The sequence below is a fragment of the Terribacillus sp. FSL K6-0262 genome (assembly GCF_037977385.1).
GTDB lineage: Bacteria > Bacillota > Bacilli > Bacillales > Amphibacillaceae > Terribacillus.
Genome location: NZ_CP150277.1, coordinates 1,694,518 through 1,716,808 on the forward strand (window position 1 = coordinate 1,694,518; position 22,291 = coordinate 1,716,808).

General features: G+C 47.1%; 19 protein-coding genes. 16 read left to right on the forward strand and 3 right to left on the reverse strand.

What is annotated here, in order from left to right; genetic code table 11:
• Positions 1 to 17 precede the first annotated feature (17 nt).
• The 5 genes from ychF to MHI54_RS08885 all read left to right on the forward strand — a co-directional run bounded on the left by ychF (position 18) and on the right by MHI54_RS08885 (position 3,978).
• Positions 18 to 1,118 carry a redox-regulated ATPase YchF gene (gene ychF, locus MHI54_RS08865; protein WP_095215728.1) on the forward strand — a complete coding sequence of 367 codons (1,101 nt, stop codon included), beginning with the start codon at positions 18 to 20 and terminating at the stop codon, positions 1,116 to 1,118.
• Positions 1,119 to 1,273: 155 nt separating this feature from the next.
• Positions 1,274 to 1,564 (forward strand): 30S ribosomal protein S6, encoded by a 291-nt coding sequence (gene rpsF, locus MHI54_RS08870; RefSeq protein ID WP_095215729.1) that lies wholly within the window; start codon positions 1,274 to 1,276, stop codon positions 1,562 to 1,564.
• Between the two features lie 12 nt (positions 1,565 to 1,576).
• The gene (gene ssb / locus MHI54_RS08875; RefSeq protein ID WP_095215730.1) at positions 1,577 to 2,071 is read left to right on the forward strand and encodes a single-stranded DNA-binding protein; all 495 of its coding nucleotides are present in this window, start codon (positions 1,577 to 1,579) and stop codon (positions 2,069 to 2,071) included.
• 20 nt (positions 2,072 to 2,091) lie between these two features.
• A complete protein-coding gene (gene rpsR, locus MHI54_RS08880) occupies positions 2,092 to 2,322 on the forward strand; it encodes a 30S ribosomal protein S18 (protein ID WP_095215731.1) in 231 nt (76 codons plus the stop codon).
• A 225-nt stretch (positions 2,323 to 2,547) separates the two neighbouring features.
• Positions 2,548 to 3,978, forward strand: coding sequence for an MDR family MFS transporter (locus MHI54_RS08885; RefSeq protein ID WP_095215732.1), 1,431 nt, complete (start codon positions 2,548 to 2,550; stop codon positions 3,976 to 3,978).
• 29 nt (positions 3,979 to 4,007) lie between these two features.
• On the opposite strand, the gene MHI54_RS08890 is transcribed toward MHI54_RS08885, so the two are convergent.
• On the reverse strand, positions 4,008 to 4,727 hold the full coding sequence (locus tag MHI54_RS08890; protein WP_095215733.1) for an NAD-dependent protein deacylase: 720 nt from the start codon (positions 4,725 to 4,727) through the stop codon (positions 4,008 to 4,010).
• A 486-nt stretch (positions 4,728 to 5,213) separates the two neighbouring features.
• Here MHI54_RS08890 and MHI54_RS08895 point away from each other — a divergent pair, with 486 nt between their 5' ends.
• Together MHI54_RS08895 and serA are read left to right on the forward strand one after the other, a co-directional pair.
• On the forward strand, positions 5,214 to 6,371 hold the full coding sequence (locus MHI54_RS08895) for an alanine--glyoxylate aminotransferase family protein (protein ID WP_095215734.1): 1,158 nt from the start codon (positions 5,214 to 5,216) through the stop codon (positions 6,369 to 6,371).
• A 4-nt stretch (positions 6,372 to 6,375) separates the two neighbouring features.
• The gene (gene serA / locus MHI54_RS08900) at positions 6,376 to 7,959 is read left to right on the forward strand and encodes a phosphoglycerate dehydrogenase (RefSeq protein WP_095215843.1); all 1,584 of its coding nucleotides are present in this window, start codon (positions 6,376 to 6,378) and stop codon (positions 7,957 to 7,959) included.
• 33 nt (positions 7,960 to 7,992) lie between these two features.
• On the opposite strand, the gene MHI54_RS08905 is transcribed toward serA, so the two are convergent.
• Together MHI54_RS08905 and MHI54_RS08910 are read right to left on the reverse strand one after the other, a co-directional pair.
• Positions 7,993 to 9,309, reverse strand: coding sequence for an amino acid permease (locus MHI54_RS08905; protein WP_095215735.1), 1,317 nt, complete (start codon positions 9,307 to 9,309; stop codon positions 7,993 to 7,995).
• Positions 9,310 to 9,521: 212 nt separating this feature from the next.
• On the reverse strand, positions 9,522 to 10,337 hold the full coding sequence (locus MHI54_RS08910) for a histidinol-phosphatase (protein ID WP_340081298.1): 816 nt from the start codon (positions 10,335 to 10,337) through the stop codon (positions 9,522 to 9,524).
• 763 nt (positions 10,338 to 11,100) lie between these two features.
• Between MHI54_RS08910 and MHI54_RS08915 the strand changes: the two genes are divergently transcribed.
• From MHI54_RS08915 to yycI, 9 genes are all read left to right on the forward strand, one after another.
• Positions 11,101 to 12,039: a YybS family protein gene (locus MHI54_RS08915; RefSeq protein ID WP_340081299.1), complete on the forward strand. Its 939-nt coding sequence runs from the start codon at positions 11,101 to 11,103 to the stop codon at positions 12,037 to 12,039.
• Between the two features lie 36 nt (positions 12,040 to 12,075).
• Positions 12,076 to 14,043: a DHH family phosphoesterase gene (locus tag MHI54_RS08920; protein ID WP_095215738.1), complete on the forward strand. Its 1,968-nt coding sequence runs from the start codon at positions 12,076 to 12,078 to the stop codon at positions 14,041 to 14,043.
• A complete protein-coding gene (rplI, locus tag MHI54_RS08925) occupies positions 14,040 to 14,486 on the forward strand; it encodes a 50S ribosomal protein L9 (RefSeq protein ID WP_095215739.1) in 447 nt (148 codons plus the stop codon). Before MHI54_RS08920 ends, rplI begins: the two co-directional genes overlap by 4 nt.
• Before the next feature lie 104 nt (positions 14,487 to 14,590).
• Positions 14,591 to 15,955: a replicative DNA helicase gene (dnaB, locus tag MHI54_RS08930; protein ID WP_095215740.1), complete on the forward strand. Its 1,365-nt coding sequence runs from the start codon at positions 14,591 to 14,593 to the stop codon at positions 15,953 to 15,955.
• Between the two features lie 151 nt (positions 15,956 to 16,106).
• The gene (locus MHI54_RS08935) at positions 16,107 to 17,396 is read left to right on the forward strand and encodes an adenylosuccinate synthase (RefSeq protein ID WP_340081300.1); all 1,290 of its coding nucleotides are present in this window, start codon (positions 16,107 to 16,109) and stop codon (positions 17,394 to 17,396) included.
• Between the two features lie 180 nt (positions 17,397 to 17,576).
• Positions 17,577 to 18,281 (forward strand): response regulator YycF, encoded by a 705-nt coding sequence (yycF, locus tag MHI54_RS08940; RefSeq protein WP_340081301.1) that lies wholly within the window; start codon positions 17,577 to 17,579, stop codon positions 18,279 to 18,281.
• A gap of 5 nt (positions 18,282 to 18,286) precedes the next feature.
• Positions 18,287 to 20,140: a cell wall metabolism sensor histidine kinase WalK gene (gene walK / locus MHI54_RS08945; RefSeq protein WP_095215742.1), complete on the forward strand. Its 1,854-nt coding sequence runs from the start codon at positions 18,287 to 18,289 to the stop codon at positions 20,138 to 20,140.
• Entirely contained in the window at positions 20,137 to 21,432 is a 1,296-nt protein-coding gene (gene yycH, locus MHI54_RS08950; RefSeq protein ID WP_095215743.1) for a two-component system activity regulator YycH, read from the forward strand. The genes walK and yycH overlap by 4 nt, the downstream gene beginning before the upstream one ends.
• The gene (yycI, locus tag MHI54_RS08955) at positions 21,432 to 22,283 is read left to right on the forward strand and encodes a two-component system regulatory protein YycI (RefSeq protein WP_095215744.1); all 852 of its coding nucleotides are present in this window, start codon (positions 21,432 to 21,434) and stop codon (positions 22,281 to 22,283) included. Before yycH ends, yycI begins: the two co-directional genes overlap by 1 nt.
• Positions 22,284 to 22,291: the final 8 nt, after the last annotated feature.

The following is a 22,291-nucleotide window of genomic DNA, read 5'->3' on the forward strand; positions in this document are numbered from 1 at the left end:
AAGGAGTGGAAGATTACATGGCTTTAACAGCAGGTATTGTCGGATTACCGAACGTCGGTAAATCCACATTGTTCAATGCGATCACACAAGCGGGGGCGGAATCTGCCAACTATCCGTTCTGTACGATCGATCCAAATGTCGGCATTGTAGAAGTCCCGGATTCACGTTTAAATAAATTGACTGAACTGGTCAAACCGAAGAAAACCATCCCAACTGCATTCGAATTCACTGATATCGCTGGTATTGTGAAAGGTGCGAGCAAGGGAGAAGGACTTGGCAACCAGTTCCTATCCCACATCCGTCAAGTAGACGCAATCGTTCACGTCGTTCGCTGCTTTGATGATGAAAATATCACGCATGTATCCGGTAAAGTCGATCCAATCGATGATATCGAGACAATCAATCTGGAATTGATCTTTGCAGACCTTGATTCTGTCAATAAACGCCTGCAGCGTGTAGAGAAGCTTGCCCGTCAAAAAGACAAAGAAGCTGTTGCAGAACAAGAAGTCCTATCCAAGATCAAAGAAGCACTAGAGAATGAACAGCCTGCCCGTGCGCTGGAATTCACGGATGAACAGCAAAAGATCGTAAAAGGCTTGCATCTTTTGACAAGCAAACCGGTTTTGTACGCTGCTAACGTGAGTGAAGAAGAAGTTGCAGATCCGTCCGCTAATGAAAATCTTGCCAAGGTACAGGAGTTTGCGGCAAATGAAGGCGCACAGGTAATCGTTGTTTGTGCGAAGATCGAGTCGGAAATTGCTGAGCTTGAAGGCGAGGAAAAGGAAATGTTCCTCGAAGAGTTAGGCATTCCAGAGTCAGGTTTGGATCAGCTGATCAAGGCTTCTTACAGCCTGCTTGGCTTGGCGACTTATTTCACGGCCGGGGAACAGGAAGTGCGGGCTTGGACCTTCAAGAAAGGTATCAAAGCGCCTCAGGCTGCAGGTATCATTCATACTGATTTTGAAAAAGGGTTCATCCGGGCAGAAACCGTTTCTTATGAGGACCTGGTTGATGCTGGTTCCATGGCTGTCGCAAAAGAGCGCGGGAAGGTTCGCTTGGAAGGTAAAGAGTATTTGGTGCAAGACGGAGATGTCATGCATTTCCGTTTCAACGTGTAAGGTCGGATCCTCATCACATAAATATGTGGAATAAGCTTGCTTAACGGCAGATAATTTGCTATAATTCTTCATTGTGAGTAATTACGTTTTTTAAAGATTACTCCTTGCTCTTATGAGAGATAAGAGCCGTTAAGTCCAAAAGGAGGTGCAAACGGATGAGAGATTACGAAATCATGTACATCGTCCGCCCAGATATCGAGGAAGAAGCTAAAACTGCTCTAGTTGAGCGTTTCAACGGAATCCTGACTGATAATGGTGCGGAAATCGAGAAAGTTGACGAGAAAGGCAAAAAACGCCTTGCTTACGAAATCAACGACTATCGTGATGGCTACTACTACGTCATTAATCTTAAAGGCACTGAAGCCGCTATTAATGAATTCGACCGTCAGGCGAAATTCTCTGATGATATCATTCGTCAGATCGCGATTCGTCTAGACGAGAAATAAGGAGGGGTTCTGATGTTAAATCGTGTCGTACTTGTCGGCAGATTAACCAAGGATCCGGACCTGCGTTACACACCAAATGGAGTGGCAGTTGCCAACTTTACCTTAGCAGTAAACCGTCCTTTCTCTAATCAGTCAGGCGAACGTGAGGCAGATTTCATCAACTGTGTTGTATGGAGGCGTCCAGCTGAGAATCTGGCGAACTTCATGAGCAAAGGAAGTCTGGTTGGCGTCGATGGCCGTGTCCAAACGAGAAGCTTTGATAATCAAGAGGGCAACCGTGTATTTGTAACGGAAATCGTTGCAGACAGCGTACAATTCCTCGAGTCCAAAGGCAGTTCTCAAGGAGGCGGACAAGGTTCTTCTGGATACCAAAATCAGAACTCGAACTTCAACAATAATAACAATAACTTCAATAGCAATAACAACTTTAACCGGAATAACGACCAAGATCCTTTCCGTGATAAAGGGGAACCGATCGATATTTCCGATGATGATTTACCATTCTAATTTAAGGGAGGCAATCTGACATGGCAGCACGTCGCGGTCGCGCTAAGCGCAGAAAAGTATGCTATTTCACAGCAAATGGCATCACTTACATCGATTACAAAGACGTTGATTTGCTAAGACGTTTCATCTCCGAGCGTGGAAAAATTCTTCCTCGCCGTGTGACTGGAACTTCTGCAAAATACCAGCGTAAATTGACAATCGCAATTAAACGAGCTCGTCAAATGGCTCTATTGCCATACGTGAGCGAGTAATGCATAAAAGCATCGTCCATTTGGATGATGCTTTTTTATATATCTTAATAGTTTTTCCTCATATAGAAAGTCCCTGGAACAGGGGCTTTTTTTATTGGATAGTTTTCGGAATTTAATTAATTTGATGATATGCCAGGTTGATAAACAAGATGCTTGAATCTAGATGCATAACTTCTATAATGGAAAAAGTTGATTTTTAATCTGACCGAAGAAAGGAGCATCCATATGGCTGTTGCTACACAAACAATCGATAAACATGTGCAAGTGGAAAATCGTATTCCGCTGATTATTGTCTTGATGGTGGGGAATTTCATTGCGCTGATAAATGAGACCGTCATGAATGTCGCTTTGCCGAATATAGAAGAGACCTTGGGAATCAAAACGACAACTGCGCATTGGCTTTCTACAGGATATATGCTGACAATCGGTATACTCATTCCGATCAGTGCGTACTTGATGCAGCGTTTTACGACGAGGCAGCTGCTGCTTACTGCACTATCGTTTTTCTTTATCGGGACACTGGTTGCCGGTGTTGCTCCTGACTTTGCTGTTTTGCTGCTTGGACGTGTGATTCAGGCTTCTGGTTCAGGGATCATCATCCCGCTGGTGACGACAGTGATCATTACGATCACACCGCTGGCCAAACGTGGTTCGATGCTCGGTCTTCTGATGGTCGTCATTTTGTTTGCGCCAGCGATAGGTCCGGTATTTTCCGGTCTTGTGGTGGAGCAGGCTTCCTGGCGGTATGTGTTTATCAGTGTACTGCCCCTGACGCTTGCCTTGCTTGGTTTTGCTGCTTATTATGTGCGTAATGTATTGGAGACGAAACGTACGAAAATCGATATATTGTCTGTCGTTTTGTCGGTAATCGGTTTCGGTTCGGTCGTGGTCGGCTTCAGCGGTGCCGGAGCGCAAGGATGGACCAGTCCGCTCGTACTGGGTGCCTTATTGATTGGCTTTGCTGCCATTGCGTACTTTGCTTATCGTCAATTTAACTTGGAGATGCCGATGCTTGATTTGCGGCCATATAGAAATAAGAACTTCCTGATGGCGATCCTGGTCACGATCACTGTCATGATGTGCTTTTTCGCCGCTATGATTCTATTGCCTGTGTTCATGCAGGATGCTTTGGGGATCAGTGCTTTTGATTCCGGCATTGTCCTGTTCCCGGGCGGTATCATGATTGCTGTGATGGCACTGTTTACAGGCCGGCTTTCTGATCGATTCGGACCTAAGCCCTTTGCTGTGACCGGAACAGTCCTCTTAGTGGGGATGATTGCATTGATGGCGACTATATCGACTGATACGTCCATGCTGCAGTTTACTTTGCTATATGTCGGCTTTACCTTTGCGATCGGGTTGATTTTGACTCCGATGACGACATTAGGCCTCAATCAGCTGTCAGAGGAGCTCTATTCCCACGGCAGTGCTTCCTTGAATGCTTTCAACCAAATCTCCGGGGCGATCGGTCCGGCGCTGTTCATCACCCTGATGAGCAGCGGGAGCCAAGCTGCAGCCGCCCAGGGTGCAGCTCATGCCATGACAGCTGGTGTACAGTTTGCTTTCACTATTGCGGGTGCTTTTGCCATAGCTGCTGTCGTTTTCGTCCTGCTCGTTAAACAATCCAAACCCATCCACCACTATCGATACGAATGAGAAATAGCGAGTTCCTAAGGGGGAGCTCGCTATTTTTGCAGCTGCTTTACGATTTTGGAAAGATCATCATGAATGACGACATCGAACAGCTCATCCATGACCGTTGGTTCCCGGTTGATCAAAATGGAGGGTTTGCCAAGTGAATTGGCATACTGGGGGAGTATGTTGAATGGACTCACGAGCAGGGAAGTGCCCAGTACAAGTATCAGTTCACTTTGCCGTATCGCCCTTTCTGATCGGTCATGTTCTGTGATCGGGTCGCCAAACAGGACTACATCGGGTTTAAGTATTTGCTCACATTCTTTACATACAGGGGTATCCGTTTCCAATAGGTAAGGTAAGTCATAGGACCTGCCGCAGTTTGGACAGGTGGCAGTATTCAAGGTTCCATGGTATTCGATGACATGCTCATTGCCGGCAAGTGTATGGAGGCCATCGACATTTTGGGTGATGACAGTGATTTGCTTGCCGTCCGTTTCCAGCTTTTTCAGATAACGATGTACATGGTTCGGACCGTAATCCTTAAGCAATTTCACGCGGAAGATATCCTTGTATTTCTGCCAGAAATCCACGGGATCCTTATAAAAGTAGTGGTTGGAAATATAATATTCCCTGCTTTGATCAGCGGTCCAAAGACCATCCGTTGAACGGAAATCGGGTATACCGCTGGCAGTGGATACGCCGGCACCAGTCAGGACTGCCACTGAAGAAGCTCCTGCTATCATCCTTGCTGCTGTTTCCAATTGCATAGAATATCCCTCCAGGTCATTTTCCATTTGGTCCAGTATAGCAAAAAAGCAAGGAACAAGCAGATTCTCGTAAAATCCGAACAATCCGATTTGCTAAAATTATTAGAAAATGTATTGACAATAGCTGTATGTCTGCTATGATAAATAAAAAATTGAACCAAATGATAACTATGTCGATGAAGATCATACCTTTGTTCGTGCTTATCCAAGAGAGCTAGTGGCTGGTGTAAACTAGTATAATCCGTCAAAGGGCAGCACTTCTGAATAGGCAGGCTGAATCCAGTAGGCTTGTCCGGTTTATGTCCGTTACGCATAGCTTCAATGAAGGCTGTCATGTCAGAACAGGCAGTGAAAAAAGGGTGGCACCGCGTGAGTGGATTCAAGCTTTTCGCCCCTTACTTAATAACAGGTAAGGGAGCGGAAGGCTTTTCTTATGGGCTTTTTTACCTGTTAAGATATCTTACAATCCAAGGAGGAAAAGAATTTATGTTACCAGATCAGCTTTTACTACGGATTCCAGGACCGTCACCAATACCGCCGAGCGTACAGCGTGCGATGAGCCAGCCTATGATAGGTCATCGCGGTGCAGAGACAACTGCTTTGCTGCAGCGGATCAAGCCTAAATTGAAGCCGGTCTTCGGTACGAAGCAGGATGTGCTGCTTGTGACGGGCAGCGGAACTGCCGGATTGGAAGCAGCAGTGGCCAATACCTCCAAGCCGGGAGATGAAGTGCTGGTCGTCGTCGTGGGTGCTTTCGGCGATCGGTTTGTCAAGATAGCCCAAGCATATCAGCTTCTGGTCCATCGCCTGGATGTGACTTGGGGAGAAGCGGCGAAACCGGATGATATAAAGAGTTACTTGGAAGAACATCCGGGAATCAGCTCGGTCTTTGTCACCTATTGTGAAACATCCACAGGAGTGCTGAACCCGATCAAAGAAATTGCTGAAGCTATCCGTGAAGCTTCAGAGGCCTTGGTCATCGTGGATGGCGTATCCTGTGTGGCGGGTGTGGAGACGGAATTCGATGAGTGGGGCATCGACATTTTGGTGACAGGCACACAGAAAGCATTCATGCTTCCGGGCGGGATGTTCTTTGCTGTAGTCAGTGATCGGGCATGGCGAGTGATCGAGGAGAATCCGCAGCCGCGATTTTACTTGGATTTGACGAAATATCGGGATGGTCTGGAAAAGGACAGCACGCCTTTTACACCAGCTTTATCCATTATGTTCGGACTCGAGCAAGTGCTGACATTGCTTGAGGAGGAAGGATTGGAGCAAGTGTATGCAAGGCATCGGCTGATGCGTGATATGACAAGAGCTGCCTTTCGTGCATTGGGGATACCGCTGCTTGTGGAGGATGCATATGCTTCCCCGACGGTGACTGCGATCAAACCGGACGATTTTGATGCGGAGCAGCTGCGTAAGCAATTGAAGCAGGAATTCAATTTGGCTTTTGCAGGCGGCCAGCAGCATATGAAGGGACAAATCTTCCGGATCGGTCATATGGGATATTGCTCGCCGGCAGATGTACTGCAGGTAATCGGGGCAGTGGAAATAGGTCTTGTACAGATCGGCAAACAAGTGACAATGGGAGCAGGAACAGCAGCGGCACAGCAAATCTACTTGGAACGGGGAGTGAAGTGATATGATGATGTACCGTGTATTGATCAGTGATCCATTAAGCAAAGAAGGCATGGCACCATTAACACAGGCAGATGATTTCAGCGTAACTGTGGATACCGGAATGGATGAAGCAGAGCTCATCCAAAAAATCGGTGATTATCATGCATTGCTCGTCCGCAGCCAGACGACGGTCACACGTGCGATCATGGAAGCAGCACCGGATCTCAAGGTAATCGGGCGTGCCGGTGTGGGGGTGGACAATATCGATTTGGAAGCAGCGACAGAGCTTGGCATCGTCGTTGTCAACGCCCCGGACGGTAATACAAACTCGGCCGCTGAACATACGGTGGCGATGATGATGTCGCTTGCTCGCAACATTCCGCAGGCATTCCTGGCATTGAAGGAAGAACGCTGGGAACGCAAGCAGCATATCGGTGTCGAATTGAAAGGCAAGACACTTGGTATCGTCGGAATGGGCCGGATCGGAGCGGAAGTAGCATATCGGGCGAAGGGACAGCGTATGGATGTGATTGCATATGATCCGTTCCTGACCAAGGATCGAGCAGACAAGATGGGAATCGGCTATGGAACATTGGAGGAGGTTTTTGCTGCGAGTGACTTCTTGACCGTCCATACCCCATTGCTGAAAGAGACGCGGCATATGATTTCCACTGAGGCCTTTGCTCAGATGAAGGAAGGTGTTCAGATACTGAACTGTGCCAGAGGCGGAATCATCGATGAAGAGGCGCTGTATGATGCGATCATCAGCGGGAAGGTAGCTGGGGCAGCATTGGATGTTTTCGAAGAAGAACCGGCCGTTCATCATAAGCTGCTGGAGCTGCCGCAAGTGATTGCCACACCGCATTTGGGGGCAAGCACGGTGGAAGCGCAGGAAAACGTCGCAATCGACGTCAGCAAAGATGTGATGCAGATCCTCAGGGGCGGCCAGGCTATCCATCCGGTCAACTTCTCCTCGATTTCTCCTGAAGTCATGCGGAAAATCCAGCCTTACTTTGATCTTGCGGAAAAGCTTGGAGCCTTCCTGGCCAGGACAATGCCGGATGCCATCGAAGAAGTGACTGTCTATTATGCAGGCGACCTGGCAGATCAAGAAGTGGCGCCACTGACAAGGAACACAGTGAAGGGCTTGCTGCAGCGTTATTTAGGAAATGTGAATGAAGTGAATGCGACGCATCTTGCCAAAAAACGAGGTATCACGATCAATGAGCAGAAGACTTCCACGACACGAGGTTTCACCAGCTTGGTGACAGTGGAAGCTAAATCGGCTACCGTGACGCATCAGGTGGCAGGGACACTCGTCAATGGACTGGGGGCCCGCATCGTAAAAGTGGATGACTATTATGTCGATGTGACACCTGCTGGCCATATGCTCCTTGTACGGCATAAAGACCAGCCAGGAGCAATCGGCCGAGTCGGGACCTTGCTGGCGAAATATGAGGTGAATATTGCGACGATGCAGGTAGGGCGGTCCAATGAGGGCGGCGATGCGATCATGATGCTCACCGTCGATAAAGAGCCGCAGGCGGACGAAGTCGAAGGTTTGAAACAGCTGGATGATATTTTTGATGTGACAGCTATCACGATATAAAAGAAAGCGAGCAGATCTTGTCTGCTCGCTTTTTTAACGCCGTCTTGCTTTCAAAATATAGAATATCGGAAGACCGATGACTGCTACTCCGATTGAAAAGAGGCAGCTTAGGAAATCTGTGAACAGTGTACTGATCAAGACAAATAAGGAGCCTGCAATGGCAGCGATCGGGATGAATGGGTAAAGCGGCACACTATAGGCGCGTTTTTTCCCTTTGTTTCGTTTGCGTAAGATGAACACAGCATAGAAAGCCAGGACATAAAACATGTAAATCGTGAAAATGCTCATTTCCGACAGCTTATCAGGGTTGCTGACAAGCATGAAGATGATAGAAAGCACAAGCTGGAGCACGACTGCCGCCCAAGGTGTATGCAAGGCAGGATGCACTTTTTTCAGCAAATTGGAAAAAGGCAGCTGACCTCGCTCAGCCATTGCGAACGGGATACGCGGGAACGTCAGGATTTTCCCATTGAGACAACCGAAAATGCTGACGATGATACCCAGGCTGACAATGATTTCACCAGCATCACCGAGGACAAGCTTGGCAGCTGTGCTGGCTGCATTTGTATTCAAGCTGACGATTTCCCCCGCCGGCAGGATATAAAGCATTGCTGCGTTGATAAGCAGATAACAAGCAGTAACGATCAAAATACCGCCAATCATCGCTTTAGGCAGTGTTTTCTCTGGATTTTTCATCTCACCGCCCATGGAGGCCAGCATGATCCAGCCGTCATAAGCGAATAATGTCGCCAGCACGGCAGCTCCGAAATTCATATCGGAAATTGCTTCTGGTACGGCACTGAAAAAGTCCTCATCTCCTTTCCAGAAGCCGAATGCCACGATTAAAATGATCGGAAGCAGTTTGCCGATTGTCGTAACGAGCTGTACCGCCCCGCCGAGTTTCGTACCGAGAATATTGATGAGGCAAAGAAACGCGACACTTGCAATACCTACAGCAGCTGTCCATTTCGTATCCCAGCCGAACAGATTGACTAAAAGGGTGCCGAAGTAAAGTCCCAAAGCACCGATGATGGCAGGTCCGTATAGGATCGTTTGCACCCAGCCGCAAAGGAATCCCCACAGCTCCCCGTAGGTTTCCTCTAGATAAGCGTACAATCCGCCTGTTTTCGGAATCTGTACACCCACTTCCGCAATGGTCAGACCGCCGGCAAGTGTCAGCAATCCTCCGATCAGCCAGGCCAGCATGGCAATTTCAGAGCTTCCCGCATGACTAAGTACAGGTCCTGGTTTCATAAACACGCCAGACCCGATGATCGTTCCTACAACTATGGATAATCCTAGAAAAATTCCAATTTCCTTCTTTAGTGCTGTGTTCTCCGATTGGTTCATGATGTCACTCCTTCTTCTGACGCCGCATACTGCATTCCTTTAGTGTAGTGATGGATATATGTAGTCCATTATAGGAAATGTGCCTGCAAATAGAAATTAGAAAAAGTATTCTGACTTGTAAGGGATTACCTGCATAAAAGAAAGGAGCTTGCAGCAAATCTGCAGCTCCTTTCCATTAATGTTTCCATCTGTCGATATGATCATTCATTTGTTCAGCCGATAGGCATCGCTTTTCGCTGCCTTTTTTCGAATGTCTGGATTTCGGTATACCCGACACGTTTGGCGAGTTCGATTGCCTGATCATATGCATAGCCTACATGCTTCGGTGCATGTGCATCAGAGTTGATGACGATGCCGACACCTGCATCAAAGCATTTTTGCAGCAGGACGGGATCCGGATATATTTCACCGACTGGTTTGCGCAAACCCGCTGTACTGATCTCGATACATGTATCATTTTCAGCGAGTGCCCGTACAACCCGATCATATTCTCCTTCGACGAAGTCTTTGTCATCCGGTTTATAGCCGAATATCTTGATTAAATCGATGTGGCCGACAAAGCTGAAGAGCCTGGATTCGGCAAGTGTGATGATTTGATCATAATAATCGCGATAGGCCTGCTTCAAGTCCCGTTTTTCATATTCTTCTTTGAAGATATCAAGGTCGATTCCCCAATCCCGAATCCAATGAACGGATCCGATGACATAATCGAAAGGATGCTGTTCGAGGAATTCTTTCATCTCCGCTTCTTTGCCTGGTGTATAGTCCATCTCGATGCCCATTTTGACGGGAAGTCCTGCTTGCTTGATTTCTTCGAAGAATTCAAGATAATCCTTGAAGTGGAGCGTCCGGCGGTTTTCGACCCACGGGTTTGACAGGATTTTATTTGTTTCCTGGAAAAAGTAAGCATGCTCGGATATGCCGAATTCCTCTATACCTTTTTCTTTAGCCGCTTTAAGGTATTCGCGGATGTACTCCAAAGTGAACGAGCCTGTTTCTGCCATATGTACATGATAATCTGTCAACAAAACGTCCCACTCCCAATAGTTAGTTAAAAATATTTTGACATATTCTGCAGGATGTTCCAAGAGGGGATTTTTCAGCATGCGCCTGGGTAAGCGTCCATTTACCATATAGAGCAAATAAAAAAGCTCCGCCTTTTTACAGGAAGAGCTTGCATGGAGTATGGAATCAGAAGATAGAGTGCAAGTAGCCGCCGATACTGCTGATCAATAGAGTCGCTGCAAGGATGGCATTGAAATGACTATTTTTCATGAGGTTTCTTTCCTTTCTTTAGATTGGATTAGTTTTGTTTACCCGATTCTTTTATATATAATCTGTTCTGATCTTGTATTCATCATAGCATTTTGAAATCTTGTACTTCTTCTGGTTTCAGTAGAAAAAATGTGTAAAAAGTGTGGAATGGAAAAAATCGGCGGCATGCTTGACGCGATGCCGCCGATCTTGACGTTCGTCCCATTAGTGGCTAATGAGGTGTAAGTATGTAGTGCTGACCTATTGTAAGGCTGTCTTATCATTATAAAGGGTCATTCCGAAAAAATAAACAACAAATTAAGAACTTCACAAGCTGAGTGATAAGTCTGTTTACTCTTTATGGCGAAACATTTGTTTGAATACTTGCTTTCAGGTATAATCGTGGGGTAGCAATTTTTCGGATGAAATGGCTTTTGATACGATTTCGTCCATACAAACGAACGATAAGCACAGCCTATGCAGCTGTGCTTTTTCTACAATTGCATGATTACATATTCAAATGGGGTGTCACGTTTCATGAACAATGCTCGAAAACTGACGGAAGGAGCCATGCTGGGAGGGATTTATCTCGTTCTGCTGCTTATGGCAATCTTTGTGCCAGTGCTCAACTTACTGGCGATGCTTGTCATGCCAGTGCCGATCATCCTCTATTGGATCCGGCATGGTTTTAAGTCAGGGATCTACTTTTCTGCAGCCATCCTGCTTTTATCCTTCATCGGAACAGTTGCTGGGTTCTTAATGACGATCGCAATCGCGATCGGGGCAGCTGCAACAGGCTACATCCTTCATCAAAAGCATTCCACATATGAAGCTTTATTGAAGGGGGCAGTGGGATATGCGCTCGGGTTCACGATATTCCTTGCAGGTTCACAATTCATATCGGGAATCAACATCATCGAGATGATCCAGGACAGCTATCAGGATACGATCCAGACAGTCAAATCCGAAGTGGATACCGTCGGGGTGACAGTACCGGAGGCCCAATGGGAGCAAATGGATGCTGCCTTCGATTATGTGCTGGTGCTGATCCCTACAATGATCGCTGTGTCCTCCTTGCTGTTTGCTTTCGTCTCTCAATGGCTGGCTCACCAAGTTCACAATCGTCAGAGTAAACAGCGGATCCTCTATCCGCCATTCCGCCGGTTCAACTTGCCGGTCATCGTATTGTTCATCTACTTTATCGGTTCCATCGCCCGCTGGTTCGAAATGGATCAGAATGGCTGGATTTATCCGATTGTCACAAATGTCACGGAGCTTGCCGGCATCCTGCTTGTCCTGCAGGGATTTTCTTTCTTTTTCCATTTCGCCTATCATCGGAAACTGCCGAAGGTGCTGCCGATTCTTGCAGTGGTGATCTCGATTCTTTTCGCGCCGGTACTGCTGTATCTTGTACGCATTTTGGGTATAATTGATGTAGGATTCAGGCTGCGGGAACGGATGGGCAGCAAGAAGTAGGATGGTCGCGGAATATAGGTTTAGGAGCTGACATATATGCCAGAGATATTTAAAAAACCAGCATTGAGTAAGCATTTGATCGTGATATATGTAATTGCTGTCATCTTGCTTATTTGTGTGTGGTTTTATGAATGGAAGCTTGGGCTGCCGCTTACAGTGCTCCTGGCGCTGTCTTTCTTCTACAGCATACTGACGGAACAGCGGATGCAGGATCAGACGGAGGAGTACATATCCACGATGTCCCACCGTGTGAAGAAAGTCGGCGAGGAAGCGCTCTTGGAGATGCCGATCGGTATCGTGCTGTACAGCGAGAATTATCAGATTGAATGGACGACACCGTACATGAACCGGTTTACAGAGGATACGCTTGTGGGCGTTTCGCTTGATGACCTGTCAAATGCGCTGATACCGGCAATCAAGGATGAAAAGAATGAGGTTTGGATCACACTTGATGACTATGATTTCCTGACGGTGATCAAGCGGGAAGAGCGGCTGCTGTATTTATTCGACCGGACGAAGCAGCTGGAAATCCAGAACTTATATAATGAAGAACAGACAGTCCTAGCTATCATTTTCCTCGATAACTATGAAGAAATGACGCAGAATCTTGATGATACAGCGAAAAGTCAGATCAATTCCCGGGTTACCGCGCAGTTGAATGAATGGTCGCGTCAGAAAGGGATTTATTTGAAGCGTACCTCACAGGAACGATTTCTTGCTGTGCTCAATCAGCGTATCTTGAAGGAGCTGGAGCGGACGAAATTCGAAATCCTTGATGAAATACGCGGATTGATAACGGATCAGAATATCCCGATCACGCTGAGCATCGGTGTCGGAGCCGGCGGTCAGACATTGCCGGAACTCGGCGAACTGGCGCAATCAAGCTTGGATTTGGCCCTTGGCCGGGGCGGGGACCAGGTTGCCATCAAAGGAGAGGCCGGAAAGGTACGCTTCTATGGCGGAAAGACGAATCCGATGGAGAAAAGGACCAGGGTGCGGGCGCGTGTCATTTCCCACGCGCTGAAGGAATTGGTCAAGCAAAGTGAACAAGTGCTCATCATGGGGCATAAGGCACCGGATATGGATTCGATCGGAGCTGCTATCGGCATCCTGAAAATCGCGGAAGCGAATGATATCGTCGGGCATATCGTCCTTGATAAGGCGGATACCCATAGTGTTTCCAAGCTGATGGCATCTCTTCAGCAGGATGAAGAGCTGTGGGAGCAATTCATCAGTCCGGAAGAAGCACTTGACAGGGTGACGAAGAATACGCTTGTGGTCGTCGTCGATACCCATAAGCCGATGCTGGTGGCTGAGGAAAGGCTGCTTAGCAAAACGGAGCATGTCGTTGTCATCGATCACCACCGCCGGGCAGAGGAATTCATTGAGAAACCGACGCTTGTCTACATGGAGCCTTATGCTTCCTCGACAGCTGAGCTTGTGACCGAGCTCCTGGATTACCAGCCCAAAAAGCTGCGATTATCCACCCTGGAGGCAAGTGCGTTGCTTGCAGGGATCATTGTCGACACGAAAAGCTTTACGCTCCGTACCGGTTCCCGTACGTTCGATGCGGCATCATATTTGCGCTCCAAAGGCGCGGACACGGTGCTTGTGCAGCGATTTATGAAAGAGGATCTGGAAACCTATGTGAAACGGGCGCATTTGATTGAACACACGGATATCTACCGGGAGGGTATTGCGATCTCTGCGGCAAAAGACGGGCAGGTATTCGGGCCGGTCGTCATTGCCCAGGCTGCAGATACACTGCTGACGATGGATGGTGTGAGTGCAAGTTTTGTCATCTCCGAGAGGGAAGACGGCCGCATCGGAATCAGTGCCAGATCCCTCGGGCAAGTCAATGTCCAGGTGATCATGGAAAAAATGAACGGCGGCGGACATTTGACCAATGCTGCCACGCAGATCGCCGATACAACCGTACAGGAAGCCAAGAAGGACCTGCAGCGGATCATCGATGAGTATGTTGAAGGGAGAAATGAAGAATGAAAGTCATTTTTACAAAGGACGTCAAAGGTAAAGGGAAAAAAGGACAAGTAAAAGAAGTGCCGGATGGTTATGCACGTAATTACTTGCTTAAGAATGATTTGGCTGTGCCTGCAACCAAAGGCAATATGAAAGTGCAGGAAGCGAAAGAGAATAAACAGCATCAGTTGGAGCTTCAGGAAGTGGAAGAAGCGAAAAAACTGCGTGATACACTTGCCAATCTGACTGTGGAGGTCAAAGCGAAATCCGGTGAAGGCGGTCGTCTATTCGGATCCATCACAAGCAAACAGATTGCCGATGAATTGAAGAAGGCACATAATATCAAGATCGATAAACGGAAAATCGAGTTGAATGAACCGATCCGCGCCTTGGGTTATCGCGACTTGGAAGTGAAGCTGCATCCGGAAGTGACCGGCAAAGTGAAAGTTCATATCAGCGAGCAATAATATTTTTTCCAACAAAATACTAGCATTTTTCCATCCCCCTTTTGACACAAAAGGGGGATATTTCGGTACAATGATAGCAGTATGCCAGAAATGGGGGAATCATGATGGAAGAAGTCTGGAATGACCGGACGCCTCCTCATAATATAGAAGCAGAGCAAGCCGTGATTGGTGCCATCTTTCTGGAACCTGAAGCACTATCGAGAGCGTCGGAGCAAGTAGTAGCGGAAGATTTTTACCGTGCAAGCCATCAGCGGATTTTCGATGCGATGATGCGCTTATCCGATAGGGGCGAACCAGTGGACCTTGTCACGGTCACGACTGCGCTTGCCAATGCAAAACTGTTGGAGGAGGTCGGCGGGGTTTCGTATTTGAGCGATCTTGCCAATGCCGTTCCGACAGCAGCAAATATTGAGTACTATAGCAAGATCGTGGCTGAAAAGGCGCTGCTGCGCAGGCTGATACGTTCTGCCACCGATATTGTCACCTCAAGCTTCGCTAAGGAAGATGCTGTCGAGGACGTGCTCAACGAAGCAGAGAAATCGATTATGGAGGTTTCCGGACGAAAGAATTCCGGTGCTTTTCAGAACATCAAGGATGTTTTGATCGATGTTTACGATAATATCGAGAAATTGCACCATCAGAATGCCACGGTCACAGGTGTCCCTACGGGGTACCGGGATCTGGATAAGATGACATCCGGTTTCCAGCGGAATGACTTGATCATCATTGCCGCGCGTCCATCGGTGGGGAAGACGGCCTTTGCATTGAACATCGCACAGAACGTCAGTATCCATGCGGGCGAAAATGTCGCCATCTTCAGTTTGGAGATGGGAGCGGAGCAGCTCGTTTCGCGTATGCTTTGTGCAGAAGGCAATATCGATGCACAGCGATTGCGTACAGGGAGCCTCCAGGCAGAGGACTGGGGCAAGCTCACGATGGCAATGGGAAGCTTGTCCAATGCCGGTATTTATATTGATGATACACCTGGTATCCGTGTCAGCGATATCCGGTCCAAGTGCCGCCGCCTGAAGCAGGAAAGCGGATTGGGAATGATCTTGATCGATTATCTGCAGCTCATCATGGGCTCAAGCTCCGGAAAAGGAGAAAACCGTCAGCAGGAAGTTTCCGAGATTTCCCGTTCCCTGAAGGCTTTGGCGCGTGAGCTGGAAGTTCCGGTCATCGCACTGTCGCAGCTTTCCCGCGGAGTTGAGCAGCGGCAGGATAAACGCCCGATGATGTCCGACTTGCGTGAATCCGGTAGTATCGAGCAGGATGCCGATATCGTCGGATTCCTGTACCGTGACGATTATTATGACAAAGAGTCGGAGAAGCAGAATATCATCGAGATCATCCTGGCCAAGCAGCGTAATGGTCCGGTCGGGACAGTGGAGCTGGCCTTTGTGAAGGAATATAATAAATTCGTAGATTTGGATCATAGATATTCGGAAAGTGATGTCCCGCCAGCATGATAAAAACACCCTATCCATGGATAGGGTGTTTTTTAACGAACGAATCTAAGATATGTATAATAAATGTTCGGTTGTATCATTGACATGTGTTTTGGGGATTGATAAACTTTAGAGGTCTTAAAAATAGTTATTTGGCGGAGGTGCCACACAGATGTCCTCAGTAGTTGTAGTAGGAACCCAATGGGGAGATGAAGGGAAAGGGAAGATCACTGACTTCCTTTCACAGAATGCCGAAGTTGTTGCGCGTTACCAAGGCGGAAACAATGCTGGCCACACAATTAAATTCGATAATGTCACATATAAGCTTCACTTGATTCCATCCGGTATCTTTTTCCCGGAAAAGAAATGTGTCCTGGGTAACGGTATGGTGATCGATCCCAAAGCATTGATTAAAGAATTGGAATATTTGCACGAACGCAATGTCAGCACAGATAATTTAGTCATTTCAAACCGTGCGCATGTCATTCTTCCGTATCATCTGAAACTGGATGAACTGCAGGAAGAATCCAAAGGAGCCAATAAAATCGGTACGACTAAAAAAGGCATCGGACCTGCTTACATGGATAAAGCAGCAAGAATGGGTATCCGTATTGCAGATTTATTGGACAAGGATGCTTTCAGGGAAAAGCTGGAGCAGAACCTGGAAGAAAAGAACCGTCTGTTCGAAAAAGTTTATGAAAGCAATGTCTTCACGGTGGAAGAGATCCTCGATGAATATTATGAATATGGTCAGCAAATCGCCAAGTATGTAGCGGATACTTCCGTTGAGCTGAACAATGCATTGGATCAAGGCCGCCGCGTATTGTTTGAAGGCGCCCAAGGTGTCATGCTTGATATCGACCAAGGTACGTATCCATTCGTCACAAGCTCCAACCCGATTGCCGGCGGTGTCACAATCGGTTCCGGTGTCGGCCCGACGAAGATCAACCACGTCGTTGGCGTTTCCAAGGCATACACGACACGTGTCGGCGATGGTCCGTTCCCGACAGAATTGCATGATGAAATCGGCGATCAGATTCGCGAAGTCGGCCGTGAGTACGGTACGACGACTGGCCGTCCGCGTCGTGTCGGCTGGTTCGACAGCGTTGTTGTGCGTCATGCGCAGCGTGTGAGCGGCATCACAGATCTCTCTTTGAACTCGATTGACGTATTGACAGGCATCGAAACGCTGAAAATCTGTGTAGCATACCGCTATAAAGGCGAAGTCATGGAGCACTTCCCGGCAAGCCTGAAAGAGCTCGCGCAATGTGAGCCAGTTTATGAGGAACTGCCAGGCTGGACAGAAGATATCACAGGTGTCCGTAATTTGAATGAACTGCCTGCTAATGCGCGCCACTATATCGAGCGTATTTCCCAGCTGACGGGCATCCCGCTCAGTATCTTCTCTGTCGGTCCGGATCGCACCCAAACGAATGAAGTAAGAAGTGTATATAGCCAATAAGCAGAAAAAATCGTCCTGGCGGGCGATTTTTTCTTTTTTCTTCCAAAAATCATCGGTTTACCCCCTTCCAAAGACATTTGGGCGGAATTGCTGTAAAATAGGAAGGGTATGCAAACACTGAACTAGTAATATAATGTTAGACCATTTCAGATAAAAAACACTAGAAAGCGTGGGAATACGATGAACCATAAAATTTTAGTGGTTGATGACGAAAAACCAATCGCTGATATATTGAAATTCAATTTGGAAAAGGAAGGGTATGAGGTGATCTGTGCTTATGACGGTGATGAAGCCGTGGAACTTGTGCAGCAGGAAAATCCTGATCTGATCCTTTTGGATATCATGCTTCCGAATAAAGATGGCAATGAAGTATGCCGGGAAGTGAGGAAGACGCATAATATGCCGATCATCATGCTGACTGCGAAGGATGCCGAAATCGATAAGGTCCTTGGCCTGGAGCTCGGTGCCGATGACTATGTGACAAAGCCTTTCAGCAATCGGGAAGTCATTGCGCGTGTCAAAGCGAATTTGCGCAGACAGGCGCAGATCCCCGGGGAGGATAACAAGGAGAATAAAGATATTGAAATCGGCAAGCTCGTCATCCATCCGGAAGCATATACCGTCACAAATGATGGTGTACAGGTGGAACTGACGCATCGTGAATTCGAATTGCTTCATTACCTTGCCCGTCATAGCGGACAAGTCATGACGCGTGAACATTTGCTGGAGACGGTATGGGGATATGACTATTTCGGTGACGTACGTACAGTGGACGTAACGGTGCGCCGTCTCCGCGAGAAGATCGAGGACAATCCGAGCAGCCCGCTCTGGATCATCACACGAAGGGGTGTAGGATATTATCTTCGCAGCCCTGAACAGGAGTAATATCTATGAATAAGATAGGCTTTTTCCGTTCCGTGAGCCTAAAACTGGTCGTCGTTTACATTTTGCTGCTGATCATCGCTCTTTTGCTGATCGGCGTCTTTTTTACCAACAGCTTGGAGAATCAGCTGATTCAAAATAAACGGGATTCGCTTGATTCCAATATGTTGTGGCTTAAACAATCCTTGGCTCAGGAATTCGAGGAGGAACGTTCCCCCACTGACCCTACATTGGAAGAAGACATTGCTGATTTGCTAAAAACCTACTCGAATGGTGAACGAACAAAGATTCAGGTGATCGATATTCAAAGACAGCTTGTGGGAACAAGCGAGCTTGGTGAGCAGGATTCGATCGGTGCCAGGGTGACAGACAATAATATCATTCAGGCGATTACCAATAACGGATTCGCAGTTCCATCTGAAACAAAGCCCAATATCGTCATAGATGAGGATACAGGAGATCGGACGCTGAGATCTTATTACAATATCGAGGGTACGGACAGTAATGGGGAGAGTGAATTACTCGGCTTGATTTATGTTCGGACATCGATCGAGGATGTATATGAACAGCTGAAAAGCACGAATCTCATATTCTTGCGTGCTACATTCATCGCCCTTATTTTTGCTGCCATCCTGGGAATTCTCATTGCCCGGGCAATAACGAAGCCTATCAAGGAAATGCAAAGGCAGGCCCGTGTCATGGCAACCGGAGATTTCTCCAAGCGAGTGAATGTCTATGGGGAGGACGAAATAGGTCAGCTTGCCCGCACTTTCAATCATATGAATGACGAACTCCGGCAAGCGCATATGCGGACAGAAGGAGAGCGTCGTAAACTCAGTTCCGTACTTTCCCACATGTCAGATGGTGTCATCGCCACCGACAGGAATGGTGCCATCACATTGATGAATGCGCCGGCAGAGAGTCTGATCGGGAGAAGTGCTGACGAAGTGCGCGGTCAATTCCTGATTGAAGTACTGAACTTGAATGAAAAGATAGTCGATATAACGGAAATACAGGAAACGGGATCGATCATCATTGATATGAGTGATGATGATCAATATTTGCTGCTTCGCTGCAATTTCTCCATCGTACAGGATGAATATGAGCAAATCAGCGGATTCATCACCGTAATCAGTGATGTTACCGAACAAGAGCAGATCGAACAGGAGCGGCGGGAATTCGTTTCCAATGTATCGCATGAGCTCCGGACCCCGCTGACAACGATGCGGAGCTACTTGGAGGCACTGACGGATGGAGCATGGAAGGATGAATCGATTGCACCGCATTTCCTTGATGTCACACAGCAGGAAACGGATCGCATGATTCGACTGGTCAATGACCTGCTTCAGCTCTCCCGTATGGATAGCAGCAATTATACAATGGAATGGGAACGAGTCAATTTCGTCGATTTCTTCCATCATGTGATTGACCGCTTTGAAATGAATAAGCGAGAGGATATCCACTTTGAGCGCTATTTGCCGAAAGAGGAAGCGTTCATCTCGATTGATAAAGATAAAATCATGCAAGTTCTGGATAATATCATCAGTAATGCCATCAAGTATTCACCGGATGGCGGAACGATCCGTTTCCGTCTCCGAAAGGATAGTCAAAAGCTATTGGTCAGCATCTCGGATGAGGGGATGGGTATTGCTTACGAAAAACTGGACAAGATATTCGAACGATTCTATCGGACGGATAAAGCCCGTACCAGGAAGCTGGGCGGTACAGGTCTGGGTCTGGCAATAGCTAAAGATCTTGTCGAAGCGCATCACGGCGTAATCTGGGCCGAAAGCAAAGAGGGCAGAGGCACAACCGTGCTCTTCACTATTCCGCTTAACCGGAAAAGGGGTGAGGTGCGTTGAAGTTAGAGACATTCAATACGATTTTGTTAGTCATTCTGGTTGCGGTGAGTCTGATTTTGACAGCCTATGTATGGACTTTCCAGCCAAACAGCCTGAAATCGGAAGGAATCGGAACCGAGGAAGCAAAGACGCTGAACGGCGTGGAGAAGCAGCTGGCGGATGTAGTCCGGCCGACACATGTCTATGTTCATAATGGTGATAATCACTTTGTTTTTAATTCCAAGGAAGAAGAACAAAGTTTCATTGATGAATTGTCGGATTTGACGCTCACGAATACCAAAAACGATAGCTTGGACGAATTGCCGAAGACAAGTGTCGAGCTCGTTTATCCAGTGACGATAGCTTATTCCCAGCTGAATGCTTTATTCACAGTGGAAGGGGCCGAGAACGTCACAAGCAGGCTTGGAAATGGCGGTTTTACAAATTTGTATTTGGAACCAAATGAGGATGATACGACGGATTTGATCTTTGTGAATGAACGGCAGGAGAACCCCTTGCAAAATGTCGTAAGAGCAACAGTGACGGACAATATCCAAAATACGATCCTTGATGAGGACAGCCTTACTGCCGCTGTCTCTCTATCAGGGACGGATACGGATGACTTGAATCAGATCTACCTGCCACAGGAGATTGTCGTGAAAGACAGCAATGTCCGCGGAGAGACTATTTCCAGGAATGTATTTGCTGATATTTATATGGATAATAATTACACCATTCAAGGAACAGACCAATACACCGATAGCAATCTATTGGAAATGATCAAGTTCAGTAATAATGGGCAATTTGCTTCCTATCAATATAATTCGACATCTCCTGGAGCAGGGACGACGAGCAGGGCGGAACAGCTGCAGGCTGCAATCCATACAATCAATAACCATAAAGGCTGGACGGATGATTATAATTTGTTTGCAGTGAGCGGTGAAAGCAACTTCACCTTCCAATTCAGGATGATGAACGATGGTTATCCGGTATTCCAGACAAAAGGTTTATCTTTGATGACCATCCGGATGCAGAGCACGCTGTCCGAACCAGTAAGCTATGAGCGGACCCTGCTCAACTTGGGTGTTTCCGGGGGATCACGAGGGAACTATTCGCTGAAAGCCCAGCAAGTGAAGGACTGGATAAATGAGAAGGAATACAATCCGCGTGATATACAGGATGTAGTCATTGGCTATCAGTTGGAAGACAGCGATTCGGATATTTACAAATATCATCTGAAACCTAGTTGGTATGTGAAATATGATGGGGAATGGAACGAGGTCGGAGACAGTGAGACAGGAGGGGAGAGCTGATGCAATGGAATAAAATAAAGCTCATGTTCATCCTCGCCTTCCTTGTCTTGGACATCTATCTCATCTTCCAGCTGATTCCGCAGGAAGAAACGGAACAGCTGGTATTGGAGACAGAAAGCCAGGATAAGGTTCTGTCCAGTGTCACGGGATATAACAAGCTCTCAGATGAAGAAACAGAAACCAATCAGCAATATGAAGCAAAGAAACATCATTTTACCAATGGGGATTTGGAAGATATTCCGTCGAGGGATGAAATGGACTTCGATATCAGTTCGGGTGATCAGCTGGTGGCGACATTCAAGGAACCGAAGAAGCTGCCAGTCGAGATTTCGGTCGATGATGATGAAGAGCAGATGAAGGAAGAGTTAAGTGATTTTGCCGAGGATTATGTCTTCGACGGAAAGGATTATACTTACTGGGGCAGACAAGGCAATAAACTACTATTCTTCCAAAAGACAAGCGAGGGGCAAACCTATTTCAGTTCAGATTGTCTGCTGCTAGTCACCCTGAATAGTGAATACGAGGTAACGGAGTATACACAAACGCATATCGAGGACTTTAAAAAGAGTGAAAATCAGGAGAATCTGAAACATTATTCGGAGAAGGAAGCAGTTAAAGCATTACAGAGTAAACAGCTGATTGAATTCAACGATAAGATTGAAGTGGAAAAGGGCTTTTACCCAACCATCGAGCTTTCTTCAAAGCTTAATTTCGCCCCTGCCTACAAAATCACCGTCAATGGGACGAAGCATTATTTTTATATGTTGCTTCCGGACTACCCATATACGAATGCTCCGACTGAGTCGGTATTTCTAAGCAGCTTAGAGTCAGAGACAGAAGAAACACAATAAGAGGTGAA

Bases quoted from the DNA above. Each gene is read 5' to 3' on its own strand.
- MHI54_RS08915 (WP_340081299.1), top strand. From the start codon at position 11,101: ATGAACAATGCTCGAAAACTGACGGAAGGAGCCATGCTGGGAGGGATT.
- dnaB (WP_095215740.1), top strand. From the start codon at position 14,591: ATGGAAGAAGTCTGGAATGACCGGACGCCTCCTCATAATATAGAAGCA.
- MHI54_RS08890 (WP_095215733.1), bottom strand. From the start codon at position 4,727: ATGCAATTGGAAACAGCAGCAAGGATGATAGCAGGAGCTTCTTCAGTG.
- MHI54_RS08885 (WP_095215732.1), top strand. From the start codon at position 2,548: ATGGCTGTTGCTACACAAACAATCGATAAACATGTGCAAGTGGAAAAT.
- MHI54_RS08935 (WP_340081300.1), top strand. From the start codon at position 16,107: ATGTCCTCAGTAGTTGTAGTAGGAACCCAATGGGGAGATGAAGGGAAA.
- rpsF (WP_095215729.1), top strand. From the start codon at position 1,274: ATGAGAGATTACGAAATCATGTACATCGTCCGCCCAGATATCGAGGAA.
- ssb (WP_095215730.1), top strand. From the start codon at position 1,577: ATGTTAAATCGTGTCGTACTTGTCGGCAGATTAACCAAGGATCCGGAC.
- rpsR (WP_095215731.1), top strand. From the start codon at position 2,092: ATGGCAGCACGTCGCGGTCGCGCTAAGCGCAGAAAAGTATGCTATTTC.
- yycF (WP_340081301.1), top strand. From the start codon at position 17,577: ATGAACCATAAAATTTTAGTGGTTGATGACGAAAAACCAATCGCTGAT.
- MHI54_RS08895 (WP_095215734.1), top strand. From the start codon at position 5,214: ATGTTACCAGATCAGCTTTTACTACGGATTCCAGGACCGTCACCAATA.
- yycI (WP_095215744.1), top strand. From the start codon at position 21,432: ATGCAATGGAATAAAATAAAGCTCATGTTCATCCTCGCCTTCCTTGTC.
- MHI54_RS08905 (WP_095215735.1), bottom strand. From the start codon at position 9,309: ATGAACCAATCGGAGAACACAGCACTAAAGAAGGAAATTGGAATTTTT.
- walK (WP_095215742.1), top strand. From the start codon at position 18,287: ATGAATAAGATAGGCTTTTTCCGTTCCGTGAGCCTAAAACTGGTCGTC.
- rplI (WP_095215739.1), top strand. From the start codon at position 14,040: ATGAAAGTCATTTTTACAAAGGACGTCAAAGGTAAAGGGAAAAAAGGA.
- ychF (WP_095215728.1), top strand. From the start codon at position 18: ATGGCTTTAACAGCAGGTATTGTCGGATTACCGAACGTCGGTAAATCC.
- MHI54_RS08920 (WP_095215738.1), top strand. From the start codon at position 12,076: ATGCCAGAGATATTTAAAAAACCAGCATTGAGTAAGCATTTGATCGTG.
- serA (WP_095215843.1), top strand. From the start codon at position 6,376: ATGATGTACCGTGTATTGATCAGTGATCCATTAAGCAAAGAAGGCATG.